Source organism: Paraburkholderia bannensis NBRC 103871, assembly GCF_000685015.1.
Classification (GTDB): Bacteria; Pseudomonadota; Gammaproteobacteria; order Burkholderiales; family Burkholderiaceae; genus Paraburkholderia; species Paraburkholderia bannensis.
Genome location: NZ_BAYA01000020.1, coordinates 1 through 17,476, shown reverse-complemented (window position 1 = coordinate 17,476; position 17,476 = coordinate 1). Strand labels below are relative to the sequence as shown.

The 17,476-nt window shown below is 63.6% G+C and carries 19 protein-coding genes; 12 read left to right on the top strand and 7 right to left on the bottom strand.

Annotation, left to right across the window (positions count from 1 at the left end):
• The first annotated feature begins 15 nt into the window (after nt 1-15).
• Complete coding sequence (locus BBA01S_RS26820) at nt 16-1,242, top strand: MFS transporter (protein ID WP_027819142.1); 1,227 nt, start codon at nt 16-18, stop codon at nt 1,240-1,242.
• A gap of 90 nt (nt 1,243-1,332) precedes the next feature.
• Here the strand turns inward: BBA01S_RS26820 and BBA01S_RS26815 are convergent, their stop codons facing one another.
• Nucleotides 1,333-1,656: a type II toxin-antitoxin system HicB family antitoxin gene (locus tag BBA01S_RS26815; protein WP_027819141.1), complete on the bottom strand. Its 324-nt coding sequence runs from the start codon at nt 1,654-1,656 to the stop codon at nt 1,333-1,335.
• On the bottom strand, nt 1,653-1,904 hold the full coding sequence (locus BBA01S_RS26810; RefSeq protein ID WP_027819140.1) for a toxin HicA: 252 nt from the start codon (nt 1,902-1,904) through the stop codon (nt 1,653-1,655). The genes BBA01S_RS26815 and BBA01S_RS26810 overlap by 4 nt, the downstream gene beginning before the upstream one ends.
• Nucleotides 1,905-2,192: 288 nt before the next feature.
• Between BBA01S_RS26810 and BBA01S_RS26805 the strand changes: the two genes are divergently transcribed.
• Complete coding sequence (locus BBA01S_RS26805) at nt 2,193-2,603, top strand: hypothetical protein (protein ID WP_218004262.1); 411 nt, start codon at nt 2,193-2,195, stop codon at nt 2,601-2,603.
• Here BBA01S_RS26805 and BBA01S_RS26800 read toward each other — a convergent pair.
• A complete protein-coding gene (locus BBA01S_RS26800; RefSeq protein WP_027819138.1) occupies nt 2,557-3,417 on the bottom strand; it encodes a DUF2071 domain-containing protein in 861 nt (286 codons plus the stop codon). The genes BBA01S_RS26805 and BBA01S_RS26800 overlap by 47 nt on opposite strands.
• Nucleotides 3,418-3,700: 283 nt before the next feature.
• On the opposite strand from BBA01S_RS26800, the gene BBA01S_RS26795 reads away from it, so the two are divergent.
• From BBA01S_RS26795 to BBA01S_RS26780, 4 genes are read left to right on the top strand one after another with little or no spacing between them, the layout of a single operon-like run.
• A complete protein-coding gene (locus tag BBA01S_RS26795) occupies nt 3,701-4,072 on the top strand; it encodes a GFA family protein (protein ID WP_027819137.1) in 372 nt (123 codons plus the stop codon).
• Nucleotides 4,069-4,257: a hypothetical protein gene (locus BBA01S_RS26790; protein WP_027819136.1), complete on the top strand. Its 189-nt coding sequence runs from the start codon at nt 4,069-4,071 to the stop codon at nt 4,255-4,257. The genes BBA01S_RS26795 and BBA01S_RS26790 overlap by 4 nt, the downstream gene beginning before the upstream one ends.
• Before the next feature lie 7 nt (nt 4,258-4,264).
• Nucleotides 4,265-5,005: a response regulator gene (locus tag BBA01S_RS26785; protein ID WP_027819135.1), complete on the top strand. Its 741-nt coding sequence runs from the start codon at nt 4,265-4,267 to the stop codon at nt 5,003-5,005.
• Nucleotides 5,002-6,384 carry an ATP-binding protein gene (locus BBA01S_RS26780; RefSeq protein WP_042297965.1) on the top strand — a complete coding sequence of 461 codons (1,383 nt, stop codon included), beginning with the start codon at nt 5,002-5,004 and terminating at the stop codon, nt 6,382-6,384. The genes BBA01S_RS26785 and BBA01S_RS26780 overlap by 4 nt, the downstream gene beginning before the upstream one ends.
• 28 nt (nt 6,385-6,412) lie before the next feature.
• On the opposite strand, the gene BBA01S_RS26775 is transcribed toward BBA01S_RS26780, so the two are convergent.
• The 4 genes from BBA01S_RS26775 to BBA01S_RS42940 all read right to left on the bottom strand — a co-directional run bounded on the left by BBA01S_RS26775 (nt 6,413) and on the right by BBA01S_RS42940 (nt 11,858).
• Nucleotides 6,413-6,754 (bottom strand): Rieske 2Fe-2S domain-containing protein, encoded by a 342-nt coding sequence (locus BBA01S_RS26775; RefSeq protein ID WP_027819133.1) that lies wholly within the window; start codon nt 6,752-6,754, stop codon nt 6,413-6,415.
• Nucleotides 6,755-6,872: 118 nt separating this feature from the next.
• Nucleotides 6,873-8,318: an aminotransferase-like domain-containing protein gene (locus BBA01S_RS26770; protein WP_027819132.1), complete on the bottom strand. Its 1,446-nt coding sequence runs from the start codon at nt 8,316-8,318 to the stop codon at nt 6,873-6,875.
• A gap of 435 nt (nt 8,319-8,753) precedes the next feature.
• Nucleotides 8,754-10,721: an acid phosphatase gene (locus tag BBA01S_RS26765; protein ID WP_042297964.1), complete on the bottom strand. Its 1,968-nt coding sequence runs from the start codon at nt 10,719-10,721 to the stop codon at nt 8,754-8,756.
• A 141-nt stretch (nt 10,722-10,862) separates the two neighbouring features.
• Nucleotides 10,863-11,858, bottom strand: coding sequence for a LysR family transcriptional regulator (locus BBA01S_RS42940; protein ID WP_042297963.1), 996 nt, complete (start codon nt 11,856-11,858; stop codon nt 10,863-10,865).
• A 321-nt stretch (nt 11,859-12,179) separates the two neighbouring features.
• Between BBA01S_RS42940 and BBA01S_RS26755 the strand changes: the two genes are divergently transcribed.
• From BBA01S_RS26755 to BBA01S_RS26730, 6 genes are all read left to right on the top strand, one after another.
• Nucleotides 12,180-13,391, top strand: coding sequence for a porin (locus BBA01S_RS26755; RefSeq protein ID WP_084162569.1), 1,212 nt, complete (start codon nt 12,180-12,182; stop codon nt 13,389-13,391).
• A gap of 18 nt (nt 13,392-13,409) precedes the next feature.
• The gene (locus tag BBA01S_RS26750; RefSeq protein WP_084162568.1) at nt 13,410-14,120 is read left to right on the top strand and encodes a methyl-accepting chemotaxis protein; all 711 of its coding nucleotides are present in this window, start codon (nt 13,410-13,412) and stop codon (nt 14,118-14,120) included.
• A 111-nt stretch (nt 14,121-14,231) separates the two neighbouring features.
• Complete coding sequence (locus BBA01S_RS26745; RefSeq protein WP_027819128.1) at nt 14,232-14,591, top strand: cupin domain-containing protein; 360 nt, start codon at nt 14,232-14,234, stop codon at nt 14,589-14,591.
• 24 nt (nt 14,592-14,615) lie between these two features.
• Complete coding sequence (locus BBA01S_RS26740) at nt 14,616-15,917, top strand: NAD(P)/FAD-dependent oxidoreductase (protein WP_027819127.1); 1,302 nt, start codon at nt 14,616-14,618, stop codon at nt 15,915-15,917.
• Nucleotides 15,918-15,956: 39 nt separating this feature from the next.
• Nucleotides 15,957-16,325, top strand: a complete 369-nt coding sequence (locus BBA01S_RS26735) for a cupin domain-containing protein (protein ID WP_027819126.1) — start codon at nt 15,957-15,959, stop codon at nt 16,323-16,325.
• Between the two features lie 20 nt (nt 16,326-16,345).
• Nucleotides 16,346-17,284 carry a helix-turn-helix domain-containing protein gene (locus tag BBA01S_RS26730; RefSeq protein ID WP_027819125.1) on the top strand — a complete coding sequence of 313 codons (939 nt, stop codon included), beginning with the start codon at nt 16,346-16,348 and terminating at the stop codon, nt 17,282-17,284.
• Nucleotides 17,285-17,476 lie beyond the last annotated feature (192 nt).

Genomic DNA, 17,476 nt, shown 5'->3' with positions numbered 1-17,476 from the left:
AACGGGAGGCAAGGCATGAGCGATTCCGCCACCGGCATGTTCCGTTCGCTGCGCAGCTTCAACTATCGCGTGTGGTCAGCGGGCGCCCTGGTGTCCAACGTCGGCACGTGGATGCAGCGCACCGCGCAGGATTGGCTCGTCCTGACCGGCCTCACGCACCACAGCGCGGCAGCGGTGGGCGTGGTGATGGGCTTGCAGTTCGGGCCGCAGTTGCTGTTTCTGCCGTGGTCGGGCTACGCCGCCGATCACTTCGATCAGCGCCGCCTGCTGATGTTCACCCAGGCCATCCTGGGTGTGCTCGCACTGGCGCTCGGGCTGCTCACGATCACGGGCGTGGTGCAGCTCTGGCAGGTCTATGTGTTCGCGTTTCTGTTCGGCACGACGACGGCGTTCGATTCGCCGGTGCGCCAGACCTTCGTTTCAGAGCTGGTTGGCGATGGCGACCTGGCCAATGCCGTCGCGCTCAATTCGACCTCGTTCAACGCCGCGCGCATGGTGGGCCCCGCGGTCGCGGGCGTGGTGATTGCTTCAGTGGGCGTGGGCTGGGCGTTCGTGCTCAACGGGCTGTCGTTCGTCGCCGTGCTGGTGTCGCTCACGCGGCTGCGCTCGCACGAACTGCGCAACCGCGCGCGCGCCAAACCCGCCAAGGGCAGCCTGGTAGCGGGGTTTCGCTACGTGTGGTCGCGCCCTGACCTGAAGGCGATTGTGGTCATGCTGTTCTTGATCGGCACCTTCGGCCTGAATTTTCCGATCTTCATTTCGACGATGGCCGTGCGCGTCTTTCACGCCGATGCGGGCGGCTACGGCCTGCTGTCCTCATTGATGGCGGTGGGCACGGTGTCGGGCGCGCTGTTCGGCGCGCATCGCAGCAACCCGCGCTTTACGTCGTTGCTGGTTGCGTCCGCGATGTTCGGCGTGGGTTGCGTGCTGGCGGCCATCGCGCCGAGCTATGGCTGGTTCGGCGCCGCGCTGGTGGTGATCGGCGTGGCGGCGCTGACGGTCACGACGGAAACCAACAGCCTGATGCAGCTTTCGACCGAGCCTTCGATGCGCGGGCGCGTGCTTGCGATCCGGCTGGCCGTGGCGCTGGGCGGCACGCCCATCGGCGCGCCGATCGTCGGCTGGGTGGCCGACCACTGGGGCCCGCGCTGGGCATTGCTGGTGGGCGCATCGTCCGGATTCGCAGCGGCCGCCGTGGCGATCTGGGTGATGACGCGCGGCCGCTTGAACCGCGCCGATTGAACCGTGTCAATTGAGCGCGCTGCTCGATTCACGCCGAAGCACTGAGGTACGCCTAAGCACGCTGATTCAGCCGCCCGTCTTGATTGCTGACTAGGCGCAGAGCTTTGCGCTGACCAGACGGTTGAGGCTCACGCCGTCTTCGGTGGCCTGGATCACGAGCGCGCGATGGGCCGCAGGCGGAATGCGCACCTTGAAGATGCCGCTATAGCTGCGATCGGCGATAGGATCGGGCACTTTCTCGCCGTTGGCCGTCATTTCCTGCACGACTTCGTCCACCAGGCGGCGAATGCCGGCCAGCGCGCCTTCGGGCGACTTGTCGAGCCACGAGAGCGAGGGAAACTCCGCGCACAGCCCAACGTGTTCCCCATCCTCCGGCGACCACGAGATGCGATACGTAAAGTGATCGTGCTTCATGATTGCAGCTCCTTGAGCTTGTCGATCGCGGCGAGCACCTGGCGCACCTGATACACCTTGGCCTTGCCGTGATCGTTCTGGATATTCACGCGCGGGTCGCCCGGCCACGGCATCCTGAAAACCGCATGACTGGAGCCGGACTGACGGGCCGCGCCGAAGAACGTTTCACAGACCTTGAAGAGGTCGTTGAAGCGCACGTTGGCGGGTTCGCCGCGCATCTGTTCGAGTATTGTCTGTTCGTGTTTCATGGTGTCATTATTGACACCATTCGTCAAGCCGTGAGCGACACTCGCATAGCGCCGGTTTGCGCGCCATCAAGTTCTGGGTGAACACGGTGAAGGGCCGAATGGTGACGAAGCGGAAAAGGACTGCGGGATCGAGTCCGACGCGAAAATCTTAAGAACGGGCGCCGATGCGCAACACCTGGCCGGATGGCCAGAAATAGCGTCCGGTGTGTCGTCTGATACGCTTCGCCAGGCCATTCAATCAACGCCTGCGCACGCCGCATGGATCGACGCTCCCTTTTGCGTTCCCTTTTGATTCGCGCAGTCTTCGCGCTCTGCCTGCTTGCGGCGACCTTCAATCACGCGCGCGCCATCGCGGCGCACGGGTTGTTCTGGGACTACGGTTATGGCGGCGACGTCCTGTTCGCGAGCCAGGTCTTCTGGAGCCTGCTCACGCTCCTCGACCCGCTCGCGGCGCTGCTGCTGTTCGTGCGCCCGCGCGCGGGCCTCGCGCTGACGGTCGCGATCATCGTGGTCGATGTGGTGCACAACGGCTATTACGTCGCGCGCCACGGACAGTGGCTCGCGACGTTCTATGTGTCCCAGGTGGCGTTTTGCCTCGCGGTGCTGGCGCTGGCTCCGCGGGCGGCCAGGCCGTTTCGCTCGCGTGTCGCGCTTAAATCAGACGTTCCGAAATCACGCGAAACGGCGCAGCAGGAATAACGAAGCACAACGGCGCGCCCGTCGCGCCAATACCGTCGAGAAAGGCGCCGCTCACCGCCGTCGGCGCGACTTCCAGCGGCTGGGCGCTTTGCGGATCGATCGGCAGGTCGATGCGTGCGTGCGCGAGTCGTCCGCAATCCTCGACATGCGAGAGCGCCGCGTCCTGAAGACAGATCCCCGCCACCGCTTCATCCCACGAGTTGAAGAAACTGCCGAATTGCGGCGGCAATGCACGCGCCGTGGTGTGCCGGGCTTCACACCGAAAGTCCGGCGCGCTGCCGCGTCCGCCCGTAATCACGGTGCGATAGCCCTGCGCATGGCTGCGATGCTCGAAGTGCTGTGACAGATGCGAGGGCAGCGCGTCGCTGAACACGCGGCTGCCGATCGCATAGATCGCCTGATCGACCACGTTCTTGACGAACAGGACGGTCGGCTCCGGCGCGCTCGCGCCACCGAAGCGATCGACATAGAAGCGCCAGTTGCTTTGCAGCGGCGACCCAAAGAGCCGCCGTAACGGGCCCGCCATCGCCGGGCCGAAATGCCGGTGTGCGTAGGTCAGGATCGTGAAAAGCGTCTTGCCTTCGCGTTGTACGAGTTCGACGCCGGGCGGCACGAGCCCGGCCGCCTGGATACGCGGCAGATCGACGGCCCACGTGCAATAGACGATATCGGCGACGTCGCTCGCGAGCGTCATGAACGGCAGCCGCCCAAGCACAGCACGGCGCGCGCGCAGCAGTGGGCGGCAGCCGATCAACCGTTCGGCGGCGGCGCCGCTGAAACCCGGCGAGGGAGAGACGAATTCGTTGGTGAACAAGCAGGAACTCCGGCGCGAAGGGGATGAAAAAAGGGGGCGTTTGAATTGAAGACGCGCAGTATGCCCCGAGACCTTCAAACCGTGCCGTGTGCCTGTCCCAGTCTGATTCACCCAGCATCGGCGGGCGAAAAAACGGTCTTTTTACACCCGCCGTGCAATGTTTTGTGTCGTCGGAAGAGGCGGATACATTGGGATACAAAGCGCCGTTCGCTCTGCGCTATAAAGCTTCCATCGCTATCCGCTATCCGCTATTCAACACATCAACGCATCGAGGAGTACGTCCATGAACGCCGAGGCCTTGCACGGATCCTGCCACTGCGGCGCCGTGCGCTTCGAAGTCCGCACTGCGCTCGCGCCCGCTTCGCGCTGCAATTGCAGCCTGTGCCGCCGCAAGGGCGCGCTGATTTCGCCGCCGTTCGCGGCCGGCGAACTCACGATTACGCGCGGCGAAGCCGACCTCACGCTCTATCAGTTCAACACGCGCGTCGCGAAGCATTATTTCTGCAGGCACTGCGGCATCTATCCGTTTCATCAGACGCGCAAGGATCCCAACCTCTGGCGCGTGAACCTCGGCTGCCTGGACGGCGTGGATGCCTACGCGCTCGAAGCGGGCGTGAACGACGGCGCGAGCCTTTCCGTGGTGGAGGACGCATGAAGCGGCTCTTTGCGATGCTCGCGCTGCTGGCGGGTGGCCTTGCCAACGAAGCGGTGCACCCGCTCGTCTGCACGCTGACCACGGCCACGCGCCGCGAAAACCTGGAACCGGACGACGATCCGGCCGCCAACCCCAACGACCGCCGACGCCATGGTGCGCGTCGCCCGGCGCAGCGCGGAGTATGATCGGCGCATGGAAAAAATCGACCACATCCTGATCGTCGACGACGATCGCGGCATTCGCGAACTCATCGCGGATTACCTCGAAAAGAACGGTATACGCGTGTCGCTCGCCGCCAATGGCCGCGAAATGCGCGCGGCGCTGGAGAACGGCGCCCCCGACCTCATCGTGCTCGACCTGATGATGCCAGGCGAAGACGGCCTCGTGCTGTGCCGCGACCTGCGCGCGAGCCGTTTTCGCGCCGTGCCGGTGCTGATGCTCACGGCGCGCAGCGAGGAAACCGATCGCATCGTCGGCCTGGAAATGGGCGCCGACGATTATCTGTCGAAGCCATTCGCCGTGCGCGAACTGCTCGCGCGCATCCGTTCGGTGCTGCGCCGCACGCGCATGCTGCCGCCCGGCATGCAGGTCACGGAAACGGCGCCGATGCTCGGCTTCGGCGAATGGCGCCTCGACACCACGGCGCGCCACCTGCTCGACGAGGAAGGCACGCTCGTGGCGCTGTCCGGCGCGGAATACCGGCTGCTGCGCGTGTTCCTCGATAACCCGCAGCGCGTGCTCACGCGCGACCAGTTGCTCAACCTCACGCAGGGGCGCCAGGCCGATGCGTTCGACCGCTCGATCGACCTGCTCGTGAGCCGCCTGCGCCAGCGTCTGCGCGACGGCGCACGCGAGCCGCGCTACATCAAGACGCTGCGCAACGAGGGCTATGTGTTCTCGTCGACGGTGAGCGCGATCGAGGGTTCGCCATGAACGCCGCCACGCCTGCCGCCACCACTGCCGCGGCTGCCGGTTTCAGCGAAGGCGCGGCGCGCCACCTGCTGCACTGGCCGCGCACGCTGTTCGCGCGGCTCGCGCTGATCCTGTGCATCGGGCTTGCGCTCACGCAGACGTTTTCGGTCTGGCTCACGCTCACCGAGCGCGACGAAACCACGGCCAACATGATGATGGATTACGTCGAGCGCGAGGTCGCCAGTTCCGTGGCGCTGCTCGACAACCTGCCGCCCGCCGAGCGCGCCGCGTGGCTGCCCAAACTCGCGCGCCGCAGCTATATGTTTGTGCTGGGCGAGGGCGTGAAGGGCGTCGCGCCCGATGCGCAATTGTCGATGCGTTACGAGTCCGCGATTTCGAAGGGCATCGGCAAGCACTACGCGATGACGGCCAACGCGATCCCCGGCAATAGCGAGCACTTCCAGGTGCACCTGCACCTGAGCGACGGCACGCCGCTCACGATCGACGTGCGTCCGCAGCATTCGCTGCCGCTCTCGCGCTGGCTGCCGCTCGTGCTGATGCTGCAACTGGTCGTGCTGGCGGTGTGCTGCTGGCTGGCGGTGCGCGTGGCGACGCGGCCGCTGAACGCGCTCGCCAAGGCCGCCGATACGCTCGGCCCCGATCTGAAGGCTGAGCATCTCGACGAAAACGGGCCCTCCGAAGTGGCGCGCGCCGCCCGCGCGTTCAATGCGATGCAGGCGCGCATCGCCGGTTACATGGCCGAGCGCATGCAGATTCTCGCGGCCATTTCGCACGACCTGCAGACGCCGATCACGCGCATGCGCCTGCGTGTCGACGTGATGGACGACGACACCCAGGGCGCGCGCCTGCGGCAGGACTTGCAGGAGATGGAGCAGCTTGTGAAGGAAGGCGTCGCCTATGCGCGCACGTTGCATGGCGCGGCTGAAAAGCCGGTGCGCCTGGACCTGGATTCGATGCTCGACAGCATCGTGTGCGATTACATCGATGCGAGCAGCGATGTGCGTTACGACACGCGCGCGCCGCTGGCGGTGGTGACGCGCGCCCAGGCGCTCAAGCGCGTCGTCGGCAACTTTGTCGACAATGCGCTGAAGTTCGCGGGCGCCGCCGAGATCGCATTGGTCGAAGGGCCGGGCGACGGCAAGGTCACGATTTCCGTGATGGATCGTGGGCCGGGCATTCCGGAAGAAGCACTTGAGAAGGTGTTCGAGCCGTTCTACCGGCTCGAAACGTCGCGCAATCGCGGCACCGGCGGCACCGGTCTGGGGCTGGCCATCGCGCGCCAGCTGGCGGTGGCGATGGGCGCGCAGCTGTCGCTGCACAACCGGCCGGGCGGCGGGCTAGAGGCGCGCCTCGTGTTGCAGCGCGCGTCGGGCACATAAGGCTCGTAAGGCTTGTAACGCTCGTAGCCTAGGCCGGATTCGTAACGCAGGCCCAGATCAGGCCGTCGCGTTCACAGGCCGGATACACCGTGGCGTCGTTCGCGCTCATGCAGCGCGGCGACGCCACCGTCAACATCCTGACCTGCTGGCCGTTCACATCGAAGCGCCAGCCGTGCGAGGGGCAGGTGAGCAGCCCGCCGCTTACGCTGCCGCCCGATAACGGATCGCCCCGGTGCGGGCAGCGGTCGTCCCAGACGTGCACGCCGCCTTCGCCGTCGCGCCAGACCACCAGCCGCGCCGCGCCGAGCGTGACGGCGCGCGCCGTGCAATCGGCCACCTCGTCGCTCGCGCAGACTGCCTGCCAGTCCATTGCGTCTTCTTCAAACTGCCGCGCAGCGCTCGCACCCCGTCCCGAAAGTGGCATACCTGTCGATCCATCCAGAAAGCATCAAAAAACCTATCTTACGACATCGACTGCCGATCCGGCACTAGCCGCCGCTGACGCGCACCGCGGGATCGGCGAGCAGCTTGCCAAGCTGACGCATCGCGGCCTCGATACGCTCGCTCCACGGATGGCCGAAGTTCAAGCGGATGCAGTTGCGAAAGCCGTGTTCCGGCGAAAAGATCGGCCCCGGCGCGAGACTCACGCCGCTTGCAATCGCCAGCCGATGCAGTGCCATCGCGTCGATGGCCTCGGGCAATTCCAGCCACACGAAATAGCCGCCGCCGGGACGCGCATAGCGCACGCCGCGCGGCAGCCAGCGCCGGATCGCGCGTTCCATCTCTTCCAGTTGCGCTCTTAGCGCCGCGCGCACCTTGCGCAGATGCCGGTCGTAGCTGCCGTGTTGCAGGTAATCGGCCATGCCTGCTTGCACGGGGATGCTCGCGGACAGCGTGGACATCAGCTTGAGCCGCTGCACCCTCTGCGCGAAACGGCCCGCGGCCGTCCAGCCAATGCGATAGCCCGGCGCCAGCGTCTTCGAAAACGAACTGCAATGCATGACGAGACCCTGCGTGTCGAAGGCGAGCGCGGGCAGCGGATAGTCGGACTCGAAATGCAGCTCGCCGTAGACATCGTCTTCGATGAGCGGCACGTCGTGGCGCGCGAGCAAGGCGACCAGCGCGCGCTTTTTCTCGACGCTCAGCGTCACGCCGGTCGGGTTCTGGAAATTGGTCATGAACCAGCACGCGCGAATCGGGTGCTGCTCCAGCGCGGCCGCGAGCGCATCGAGATCGAGACCCGTGACGGGATCGACGCGAATCGGCACTGCGCGCAGGTCGAGTCGCTCGATGGCCTGCAAAGCCGCGTAAAAGCCGGGCGATTCCACGGCCACGCAATCGCCGGGACGCGTGACCGCCATCAGGCAGAGATTGAGCGCTTCAAGCGCACCGTTGGTCACGACGATCTCGTCCATTGGCTGGGCAATGCCCATCCCCATGTAACGCAGCGCGATCTGCTGGCGCAGCGCTTCGTTGCCGGGCGGCAGGTCGACGACCGTGCTCCACGGATTGAGATGGCGCGAAGCGGTCGCAAGCGATTTTGCGAGGCGTTCGAGCGGAAAGAGTTGCGGCGAGGGAAACGCGGAGCCGAGCGGCACGATATCGGGTTCGCGCGCGGCATCGAGCACCGAAAACACCAGATCGCTGATGTCGACCTTGCCCGCGGTTGTGGTTGCGTTTGCGATTGCGTTTGAGAGCGGCGTGCGTTCGACCGCTGTTACCCCCGCGCCCGGCGCAACGTAATAACCGGAGCGCTCCTGCGCACGCACAAGCCCCCATTCTTCGAGCAGATAATAAGCGCGCGTGGCCGTGGCCTGGCTCACGCCGTGTTGCGCGATCACGTGACGCAAAGAGGGCATGCGTGCGCCCACGGGAATGCTGCCGGAGCGGATCTCTTCGGCCATGGTGTGCGCGAGGGTTTCGTAGCGATGCATCGTTGGTACAGGCGTGCCGGTCGTGCGCGAAGCGCACGGCGGTGAAACGATAAAGCCTGCATCCTACGATGGCGCGTGTAAATCTGCTACGGAATCCTCATGTCCGGACGATGTCTGGATTCCTGTGTCGATCTCTGCGTTGATCCCTTAAACCTGCGACATTTTGCGCACTGCTGCGACGATGCGGTGCATAACTGCTTCTATACGCTGCATCGGCGAAATTGAATAATGGCTTCAGTGCCCGACGCTGCTTACATCCAATCTGTCGACATCGGGCATCAGGATTACTGCGCGAGTGCCTGGGTCATCACCCCTTAAAACCCGCAGAGCTTGCAGCTCTTTCTTTTGCCTGTTTTTTGCCTTTGGCGTGGCAAGCACTCAGCCCCGGCGTGTCGACGCGCCGGGGCTTTTTTACTTCGTCGAGAACGAAGCGAATTACGACGCCGAGAGTTTCACCGACACGCCCGTGTTCGTATAAACCGGCGTGGCCTTGAAGCCATCGACGTTGATCGTCGTGAACTGCTTCGCGCCGCCGCTGCCGTCGATGAGGTCGAGCGTATCGCCGGCTTTCGGCGTGTAGCCGTTCACGAACTTCACGTGCAGCGTGCCGCCCGCGATGGTGAACTGGCCGCCCACGCGCAGGCGTCCGCCGCCATTGCCGTCAAGCGACAGTTCGAGCGTGGTGTTGGCGAGCTGCGTGAACTTGCCGTTGACCGTCACCGGCGTGCCGCTCGCAGCTACCGCGACGCCGCCGTTGCCGCCCACGTACACATCGCCGCTGCCGAACGCATTGGCCGAATCCGCTTCGAGCACGCCGCCGCTTACCTGCGAGCCGCCGCTGAAGGTGTTGTTGCCCGCGAGCTTGAGCGTGCCGCTGCCTTGCAGCGAGAGCTTGCCCGTGCCGGAGATATCGTTGCGCCACGTATCGGCGGCATTGAAGCCGCCCTTGGTCGCGTCCATCGATACGCTCACGTTGCCGTTGAACACGCCATAACCGTCGCCTGCGGCGAACATGTTCAGGCGGCCCCAGCCTTCGGCGTCGTCCATGACGGGGTAGCCCGAGGCGATTTCCGTCGTCTTCAGCACGACGCGGCGCTGATCGGCGCTCAGGTACGGGAAGCGTGTTTCGAGCAGCACTTCGGCGCCCTTGGGCACCACGGGCGGCGCGTCCGTCGATTCGATCTGCGAGAAGCCGAACGTCATGCGGCGCGCGAATTCGCTCTTGTTGGTCGCGTAATTGGCGAAGCGGTCGGTCGTGCTCGTACCCGAATGCGCGTAGGCCGCGAAGGTCGTCGCGCTCGTGCTGGTGAGCTGCATGAGCGTGTTGTGCGCCTGCGTATAGGCCGCGCTCTTGAGCGTGGCGTTAGCCGGATCGTAGAGATTGGCGGCGGTGGCCGCGAGCGCGAACATGCGGCCGCCGATCACGTCGAGCGGCGAGTGCATGCCCGCGAGAATGCGGTTTTCGCCGAGTTCGAGACCCCGGCTCGCCATTTCCTGGAAGCGCTCGGGCACGAGATAGGCCATCGTCATGGCGTCGCGCATCGCTTCGGCTTCGTGGCCGCTGATGAAGCCGCCATCGGTGGCGGGCGCCGTGCTGATCGCGGGCACCAGCGTGGGATCGACCACGACGCTCGTGCTCCAGCGGAACGGGCGCGCGTACTTGTAGAAGCGCTTGGCCGGTTCCGTCGACGCGTTGTTGCCCATCGTGTTCAGGAGGTCGACGACCTGGCCGAAGCTCGTGTTGGTCGTGCTGCCCACGCCGACGTTGTTGCCCGAGTCGTTGTAGAGCGTCGTGGTGGCGTCGCTGGGAATCGACGTGATGCTGGTGGTCTGCTGGGCCGCCGAGCGCCACACGCTCGTGAGCGGGCCCATGCCGTCCGTCACGCTGTAGCCCTTGCCGCGACGGTCGTCGTAATAGGCCGCGTCGGCCTGCGCCTGGGTGCGGCTGGTCGTGGCGTTGACCACGTACTGCACGTTCGCGCCGAGCACCGTGCTGTTGAGGATCGCGCCGCCGGGCGTGCCGTCGTTGGGCACGCCAGTCCACGTCGATTGCGTGACGGCCGGGAACGAGCCGTTCGCGGGGGCGGACACGCCTGCATCGACGAGCAGCGTCAGCGGTTGCCAGAGATCGAGAAAACGCGCGCCAATGCGCACGCCCGCGTTGGTCGCGAGCGTCGCGTAGCGCGCATCGCCGCGCTGGTTGGTCGCGATGTTGTCGACGAAAGCGGGGACGTCGGGAATCGGCGCGTTATCGACGAAGCCAGGATCGGCGGGCGGGGCCGGCGTTGCGGCAGTGGTCGAATTATTGTTGTTGCCGCCACCGCAGGCAGCCAGCGCGGCAACGCTGGACAGCACCGCGAGGCGCAGCGGAAAACGAGTGCGTGTAGCACGTGAGGCAGACATGCAAGGGGCTCCGTCGTCGTGAGAGCTCGCGAACGAGCGTTAAGTAAACTGAATTCACGGCGGCGGATTATGGTTACGACGAATTACTCCCCAATTACGAATTTATTACTCAGATGTTAAACGGCGTAAGTAATGGAGGCCTCATTCTGGTGCATCGGTTCCTGCTCCAGACGCCTTTTTGCCACGCGAAGCCCCAGTGGGCGCGGCTTGCGCCGCCACGCGCGGCGACACCATCTGCCGCCCGCGATGGCGGATTTCCTTACTGAATTCAAGGCAGGTTTGCGTCATGAGATCGGTCGAGCGATAGACCATATAGACGTCGTAATCCGGCAATTCGTCGCGAATCGGCAGCGGCTTGAGCGCATCGGGATTGAGCGCGAGCGGGCCCACGCCGCCATAAAACACGAAATCCGACCAGACGCTGATGAGATCCGTGCGCGTGGCCAGTTGCAGGCCCAGCAGATTCGAGCTGCTTTGCACCACATCGCGCGGCATGTCCAGGCGATGCAGGCGCATGAGGCTTGCCAGCGGGCTGCCCGGATCGTCCAGCGGATCGAGCGTGAGCCATTGCGCGTCGGCCAGCGAGCGGATGCGCGTGGTGCGGCCTAAAGGGTGGCCAGGACGCGCCGCCACGATCATGCCCACGGAAAAAAGCGGCTCCCACTGGAACGCGCCGGTGCCGGGGCCGCTATTGGTGGAAATGAGCGCGAGGTCGAGATGGCCTTCGCGCAGCCCTTCGAGAATTTGTTGCGGACGCAACTCATAGGCGCGAATCGTCACGGCGGGAAAACGCGTGCGAAACGCGGCGATGGCTTCGGGCAGCGGGCCGCTCGACGCGACGGCGGAAAAGCCGATATTCAATTGCGCTTCGGCGTGGCCGCGCATCGACTCGATATCTTCCAGCGCGTGACGCAGTTCATGCTCGACGACGCTCGCGCGCTTGACCAGCGCGCGGCCGTAGTTCGTCAGGCTCACGCCGCGCACGGAACGCGAGATCAGCGTGACGCCCAGTTCGCGTTCCAGTTCGGCGACGGCTTTGGACAGCGCAGGCTGCGAGACGTGCAGGCTGCGCGACGCCTCATGCATGCTGCCGTGCTGCGCGAGCGCGAGCAGCACGCGCAACTGGTGGAGTTTCATCGGCTTGAATCCTCTGGGGCGGGAGCGAGGGTGATTTTACCGGGCGCGCCGTGCAAACGTGAGCGCTTGAAGCTTGCTTGCGCTTTCCTCCAAACAAACCCTGGTTTGCTGCGTTCTACCTCGCGCGTTGCCGATTTGTGCTGCCGTTGCGCATTTTTGGCCTTCTACATTGCCCTCGAAGCGCGACGCCGCTTATTTGCCCTGGGGTACGCCTCGATCAGCCGGGTCTCGTGCGTGTGCATCGGTGTGCATCTAGATGCACCAATGTGCAACCGGCACGCCGCGGACTTCCACTCACGCTAAATACGATTCAAAAAAACGATGAACAATAAATTGACCGGTCAGGCATTAGCAGTCCTTTTCATGGGTATTTCGGGTGGGGCGTGGGCGCAGAGCAGCGTCACGCTCTACGGCACCGTGGATGCGGGCCTGATTTACTCGACCAACCAGCAGACGACAAACGCCGATGGCTCCGTTCACGGCGGCCATGCCGTGCAGATGAGCGGCGGCAACCTGGTGCCGTCGCGCTGGGGCTTGATGGGCAGCGAAGACCTGGGCGGCGGCCTCAAGGCGAGCTTCGACCTCGAAAACCAGTTCCTGACCGGCACGGGCGCCATGCTGCAAAGCGGCTCGCTGTTCAATCGCCAGGCGTGGGTGGGGCTGGGCGATGCGCGTTACGGCACGCTCTCCGCCGGTCGGCAATACGATTCGTATTCGGATTTTCTGGGCGTCTATGCGTCGAGCAACAATTGGGCGACGCTGTACGGCTCGCATTTCGGCGATATCGACAACCTGAACGAAGCCTTCAACTTCAATAACGCGCTCAAGTTCACCAGCGCGAATTTTGGCGGCTTTACTTTTGGCGGAACGTTCAGTTTTGGCGGGCAGGCGGGCAATTTCTCGGCAAAACGCGGTTATGCGCTGGCCGCCGCCTTCAATCAAGGGCCGTTCTCGCTGAGCGCGGGCTATCTGTCGCTGAACCAGCCGCTCGACGCGGCGCTGGGCGGTTCGAGCGGCTATATCGGCGACCTGGCCTGTTCCAATACGGACGCCTCGTATTGCCAGTTGCAGAACGCGTCGTCGATGAAGGCCTGGGGCGCGGGCGGCTCCGTCGTCATCGACAAGGCCACCGTGGCCGTCGTCTATACGCATACGCGCCTTGAAAACAGCCAGTATTTCGCGAGCGGTGCGCGTCCAGCCGGCGCCGATGTCTCATTCGATATTGCTGAACTGAATGCCGTCTATACGGTGACGCCTGCATGGACGGTTGGCGCGGCGTATATCTTCAACGATGCGAAAGTGAGCGGCGGCAGCTCGACGCGCTTTCATCAGGTCAACCTGGGCACCAATTACTCGCTCTCGAAGCAGACGGCGCTTTACGCGGTGGCAATTGCGCAGAAGTCCTCGGGCGCGGGCCTGGGCATAGACGCGCAGACGGGCGCAAGCGTGAACTATGCGCAGATCCCGAACCTCGTCAACAGCAATTCCGATCGGCAACTGGCGATCATGGCCGGCATCCGGGTGAACTTCTAAAGCCGCCGGCCCGAAAACATGCACGCAATGACCTCGATTCATCGGGCGGGCGTTGGGGCAGACGAAGCGCAGGGTCAGGAACTCGGCATCATGCACAGCATCACGGGCAGGATGAACGGGTTTCTGTACCGTCAACTCAATGACGCGACTTACACAGTCGTCTATGCGACGCCTTCCATTGCCGCGCTCACCGGTTATCCCGCCGCCGATTTCATTCACAACGCCGTGCGTACCTTGCCTTCGCTGACCGAGCCGGAAGACGAGGTCTATGTGCTCGACGTGGTGCGCAAGGCGCTCGCGAAACGCGAGTCGTGGACGATCGATTACCGCATCCGGCCTGCGCGCGGCGAGCCTGTCTGGGTTCGCGAAGTCGGCGGCGGCGTGTACTCGGAGACGGGCGAGCTGCGCTTTCTGGAAGGACTCGTGATCGAAGTGCAGGGCGAACGCGCCGCGCAACTGGCGGCGCAACATCGTCTCGCGGCGATGACGGCCGCCACGAATCCGATTCTCGCCGACGTCGACGAAATCCTCAGGACGATCCGCACGCTCTCGATTCTTTCGTTCAACGCGCGCGTCGAAGCGGCACGCGCGGGCGATGCGGGGCGCGGTTTCACCGTGGTGGCTTCGGAAATGAAGCGCCTCGCCGACGATACCGACAAGCTCGCAAAGCGCATCTCCGAGCGCGTGAAAGTCGCGCGCCAGGTGCTGGCCGATCCGGCAGCCCACTAGTCCACGACGCAGGTGGAGGTTTTCCCTGGGCCACGACCACTTGCCAATCTGTGCTGACGCTCCCCGTTTTTGGGCACTTAAAGTCATTTCAAACCTGAGCGGAGAGCATCGATGTACAGCATTAAACCCGGCGAAATCGTGCCGGAGATGGAGGAGCTGGGCACGGTCGCGGATCTCGGCGCGACGATCCTTGAGGGCGAGGCGAAAGTATCCGGCCTGCTGACGCATGGCTCGCCGGACTCGCCGGTGAGCGCGGGCTGGTTCGGTTGCACGCACGGCCGCTTCGACATGGTCTATCCGTTCACCGAGCAGGCCACGGTCGTCACCGGCGAAGTCACGCTGCGCAACGGCCTGACCGGCGAAGCGGTGCGTTATCGCGCAGGCGACAGCTGGTTCGTACAGAAGGGCACGCCGGTCACGTGGGAAATTCATACCGAGCGCTTCGTCAAACATTATTTCGCGGTGGCCTGAAGGCTGCCAGCAGCAGGATTTACGATGCACACAGATGAAACTGCGACGTACTACACGGCCACGAAGAAATACGAATTGAGCTTTCCGTCGCTGGAAAACGATATTCAGGCCGAGGTCGTGATTATCGGCGGCGGCTTTTCGGGCATTCACACCGCGCTGGAACTCGCCGAGCAAGGCGTGACGGATACGGTGGTGCTGGAGGCGCGATATCTTGGCTTTGGCGGCACGGGGCGCAACGGCGGCCAGGTGATGGCCGGCATTGGCCACGATCTCGACGCGATCAAGGCCGACGTGGGCGAGGACGGCCTGCGCACGATTTTCGCGCTCAGCGACCTTGGCCCGCAGATCATGCGCGAGCGCATCGAGCGCTACAACATCGACGCCGATTTTTGCAGCGGCTACGGCTATCTGGCCTATAACGCGCGCCAGGCAAAGACGCTGCGTAGCTGGGAAAAAGATTTCAAGTCGCTTGGGAGTCCGCACGAGATTCGCTATGTGGAAGGCGCGGACGTCAAGCAGCTCATCGGTTCCGATGTGTACCATGCCGGTCTGTTGCATATGGGCGGTGGCCACGTGCATTCGCTGAACCTGCTGCTCGGCGAAGCCAAGGCGGTTTCGGAAATCTACGGCGTACGCATTTTCGAATATAGCCCGGCGCTGCAAATCAGCTACGGCGACACGGTGCATGTGCGCACGGCCAAGGGCAGCGTGCGCGCGAAGAAAATCGTCTGGGCGTGCGATGGCTTCAATAACGGCATCGAGCCGGAACTGCACAAGAGCACCATCAACGTCTACGCGTATAACTCGATGACGGAGCCGCTGAGCGACGAGCTGATCAAGCGCATCAGCCCGATCCACGGCGCGTACAGCGACATTCGCCCGGTCATCAACTATTACCGCGTGACGAACGAAAACCGCTTGCTGTTTGGTTCATCGACGTCACTGGTCGAGCATATTCCGAGCGACCTGAAGGCGTGGAATCGCAAGCTGATGCTTGAAGTCTTTCCCTATTTGCAGGACGTCAAGATCGACCTCGCATGGGGTGGCCCGATGGCCTCGACGCTCAATCTGTTTCCGCAGATCGGCACGCTGCCTGACCGGCCGAATGCCTATTTCGTGCAGGGCTATTCGGGCTTCGGCGTCACGCCCAGCCAGATCATCTGCAAGATCCTGTCCGAAGGCATTCTGGGTGGATCAGACCGTTATCGCCTCGTGAGTTCGATTCCGCGCGCCAGCATTCGCGGCAAGGATCAATACCGTGCGTTGCTCGTCACGCTCGGCAAGGTCATGCATCAGACGTCGGGCTACTGGCACGGCCGTCGTTGATCGCCGCTTTATTTATTTACCGACACGGAGTATTCAATCGTGAGTCTTACCGCAATCCAGCATGGCATCCAGATTTCCGAACTCGACGCATGGGGCAAATTGAGCGACCTCGGCGCGCAGATCATTGAAGGCGGCGACATCGGCGCCTTTGGGAAGATGACGCATGGCGCGCCGACCGACGCAGTGTCGGCGGCTTATTTCGGCACGAACCAGGGAAAGTTCCGCCTCGTCTATCCGTTCTCCGAGCAGGCGACCGTCGTGCAGGGCGAAGTGCGCCTGACCGACGAATCGACGGGCGAAACGCGCACGTTCAAGGCCGGCGATTCGTGGTTCGTGACCAAGGGCACGTCGACGGTCTGGGAAGTGCTGTCCGATGGTTTCGTGAAGCATTACCTCGCTTTTGCCTGAAGCAGGCGCGGGAGAGTGGGATGGAGTTCAGGGTTCGGGCGCTGTCCGATGTGCACGATCATTCGCTGGCGGTGAACGGCTGGGAGCAGGTGTATAGCCAGCTCACGCCGGGCCGCTTCGAAAGCGTCGTCATGCAGGCGCAGGCGTCCGACTTCCTGTTCTTTCGCGAATCGACCAATCGCAGCGTGGCGCAATCCGGTATTGCGCCACGCGGTTTTGCGTCGATTGCGTTGCCGTTGCAGCGGCCGGTGTCGGGCACGTTTCAGGGCTGCCGGCTGGATGGCTACGCGCTCTGGCTGCTCGGCCCTGGCGAAGATTTTCGCTTTTATACGCCTGAAACGATGTATTACCTGGGCGCAAGCATTCCCGCCGACGAAATGCGCGCGCTGGCGGCGTGCGTGCTGGGCGAGCGGGCTGCCGCGCTGCTCGCTCGCAATTTGCTGCCGGTTGTCGCGCAAGAGGGCGAGCGTGTGGGGGCGGAGCTGTCGCGCTTTCTCGACGCGTTCCGGCAACAGCCGGAGGCTTTTGACAATCCCGTGGCGAGCAAGCGCTTTCGCGACGAAATTCTCAGCATGCTGCTGGAGTTGTTCAATCCCGAGTACGCGCAAAAGCGCGACGTGACGCATGCGACTTATGCCGAAATCGTGTCGCGTAGCGAGCGCATTCTGCAACAGCGCGCGGATGAACCGCAGACGGTGCTCGATCTGTGTGTGGCGTTGCGCTGCAGCCGCCGCACGTTACAGACGAGTTTCCAGCGGGTCGCCAATGTGTCGCCTATTGAATATCTGCGTTCGGTGCGTTTGAATGGCGTGCGCCGTTTATTGCGCTCGACGGCGCAGGATGAATTAATGGTGGGCGACGCAGCCGCGCAATGGGGATTTACGCACCCGAGTTATTTTGCGCGTGAATATCGCGGGTTGTTTGGGGAGTTGCCTTCGCAGACTTTGCGCAAGGGGTGAGGCGATTTTTTACTTGCGCAGCGCGAGTTGCATGCGTCGCGCACTTGTTAATGGCCGTAATGTTTCCGCTGACGCCAGAAATGGCCATGCGATTTGGATTCTTCTAAGGCTGTTGACCGATTGCAATGCTTTGAGTGGTGGTAGCCGCTATTATGTCGACCTTGCGTTTGAAATTGAGGTGCGACTAGAAGG

Excerpts from the sequence above, each read along its gene's own strand:
- BBA01S_RS26820 (WP_027819142.1), top strand. The coding sequence starts at position 16 with ATGAGCGATTCCGCCACCGGCATGTTCCGTTCGCTGCGCAGCTTCAAC.
- BBA01S_RS26815 (WP_027819141.1), bottom strand. The coding sequence starts at position 1,656 with ATGAAGCACGATCACTTTACGTATCGCATCTCGTGGTCGCCGGAGGAT.
- BBA01S_RS26810 (WP_027819140.1), bottom strand. The coding sequence starts at position 1,904 with ATGAAACACGAACAGACAATACTCGAACAGATGCGCGGCGAACCCGCC.
- BBA01S_RS26795 (WP_027819137.1), top strand. The coding sequence starts at position 3,701 with ATGAACGCCGAGGCCTTGCACGGATCCTGCCACTGCGGCGCCGTGCGC.
- BBA01S_RS26790 (WP_027819136.1), top strand. The coding sequence starts at position 4,069 with ATGAAGCGGCTCTTTGCGATGCTCGCGCTGCTGGCGGGTGGCCTTGCC.
- BBA01S_RS26785 (WP_027819135.1), top strand. The coding sequence starts at position 4,265 with ATGGAAAAAATCGACCACATCCTGATCGTCGACGACGATCGCGGCATT.
- BBA01S_RS26780 (WP_042297965.1), top strand. The coding sequence starts at position 5,002 with ATGAACGCCGCCACGCCTGCCGCCACCACTGCCGCGGCTGCCGGTTTC.
- BBA01S_RS26775 (WP_027819133.1), bottom strand. The coding sequence starts at position 6,754 with ATGGACTGGCAGGCAGTCTGCGCGAGCGACGAGGTGGCCGATTGCACG.
- BBA01S_RS26770 (WP_027819132.1), bottom strand. The coding sequence starts at position 8,318 with ATGCATCGCTACGAAACCCTCGCGCACACCATGGCCGAAGAGATCCGC.
- BBA01S_RS26765 (WP_042297964.1), bottom strand. The coding sequence starts at position 10,721 with ATGTCTGCCTCACGTGCTACACGCACTCGTTTTCCGCTGCGCCTCGCG.
- BBA01S_RS42940 (WP_042297963.1), bottom strand. The coding sequence starts at position 11,858 with ATGAAACTCCACCAGTTGCGCGTGCTGCTCGCGCTCGCGCAGCACGGC.
- BBA01S_RS26755 (WP_084162569.1), top strand. The coding sequence starts at position 12,180 with ATGAACAATAAATTGACCGGTCAGGCATTAGCAGTCCTTTTCATGGGT.
- BBA01S_RS26750 (WP_084162568.1), top strand. The coding sequence starts at position 13,410 with ATGCACGCAATGACCTCGATTCATCGGGCGGGCGTTGGGGCAGACGAA.
- BBA01S_RS26745 (WP_027819128.1), top strand. The coding sequence starts at position 14,232 with ATGTACAGCATTAAACCCGGCGAAATCGTGCCGGAGATGGAGGAGCTG.
- BBA01S_RS26740 (WP_027819127.1), top strand. The coding sequence starts at position 14,616 with ATGCACACAGATGAAACTGCGACGTACTACACGGCCACGAAGAAATAC.
- BBA01S_RS26730 (WP_027819125.1), top strand. The coding sequence starts at position 16,346 with ATGGAGTTCAGGGTTCGGGCGCTGTCCGATGTGCACGATCATTCGCTG.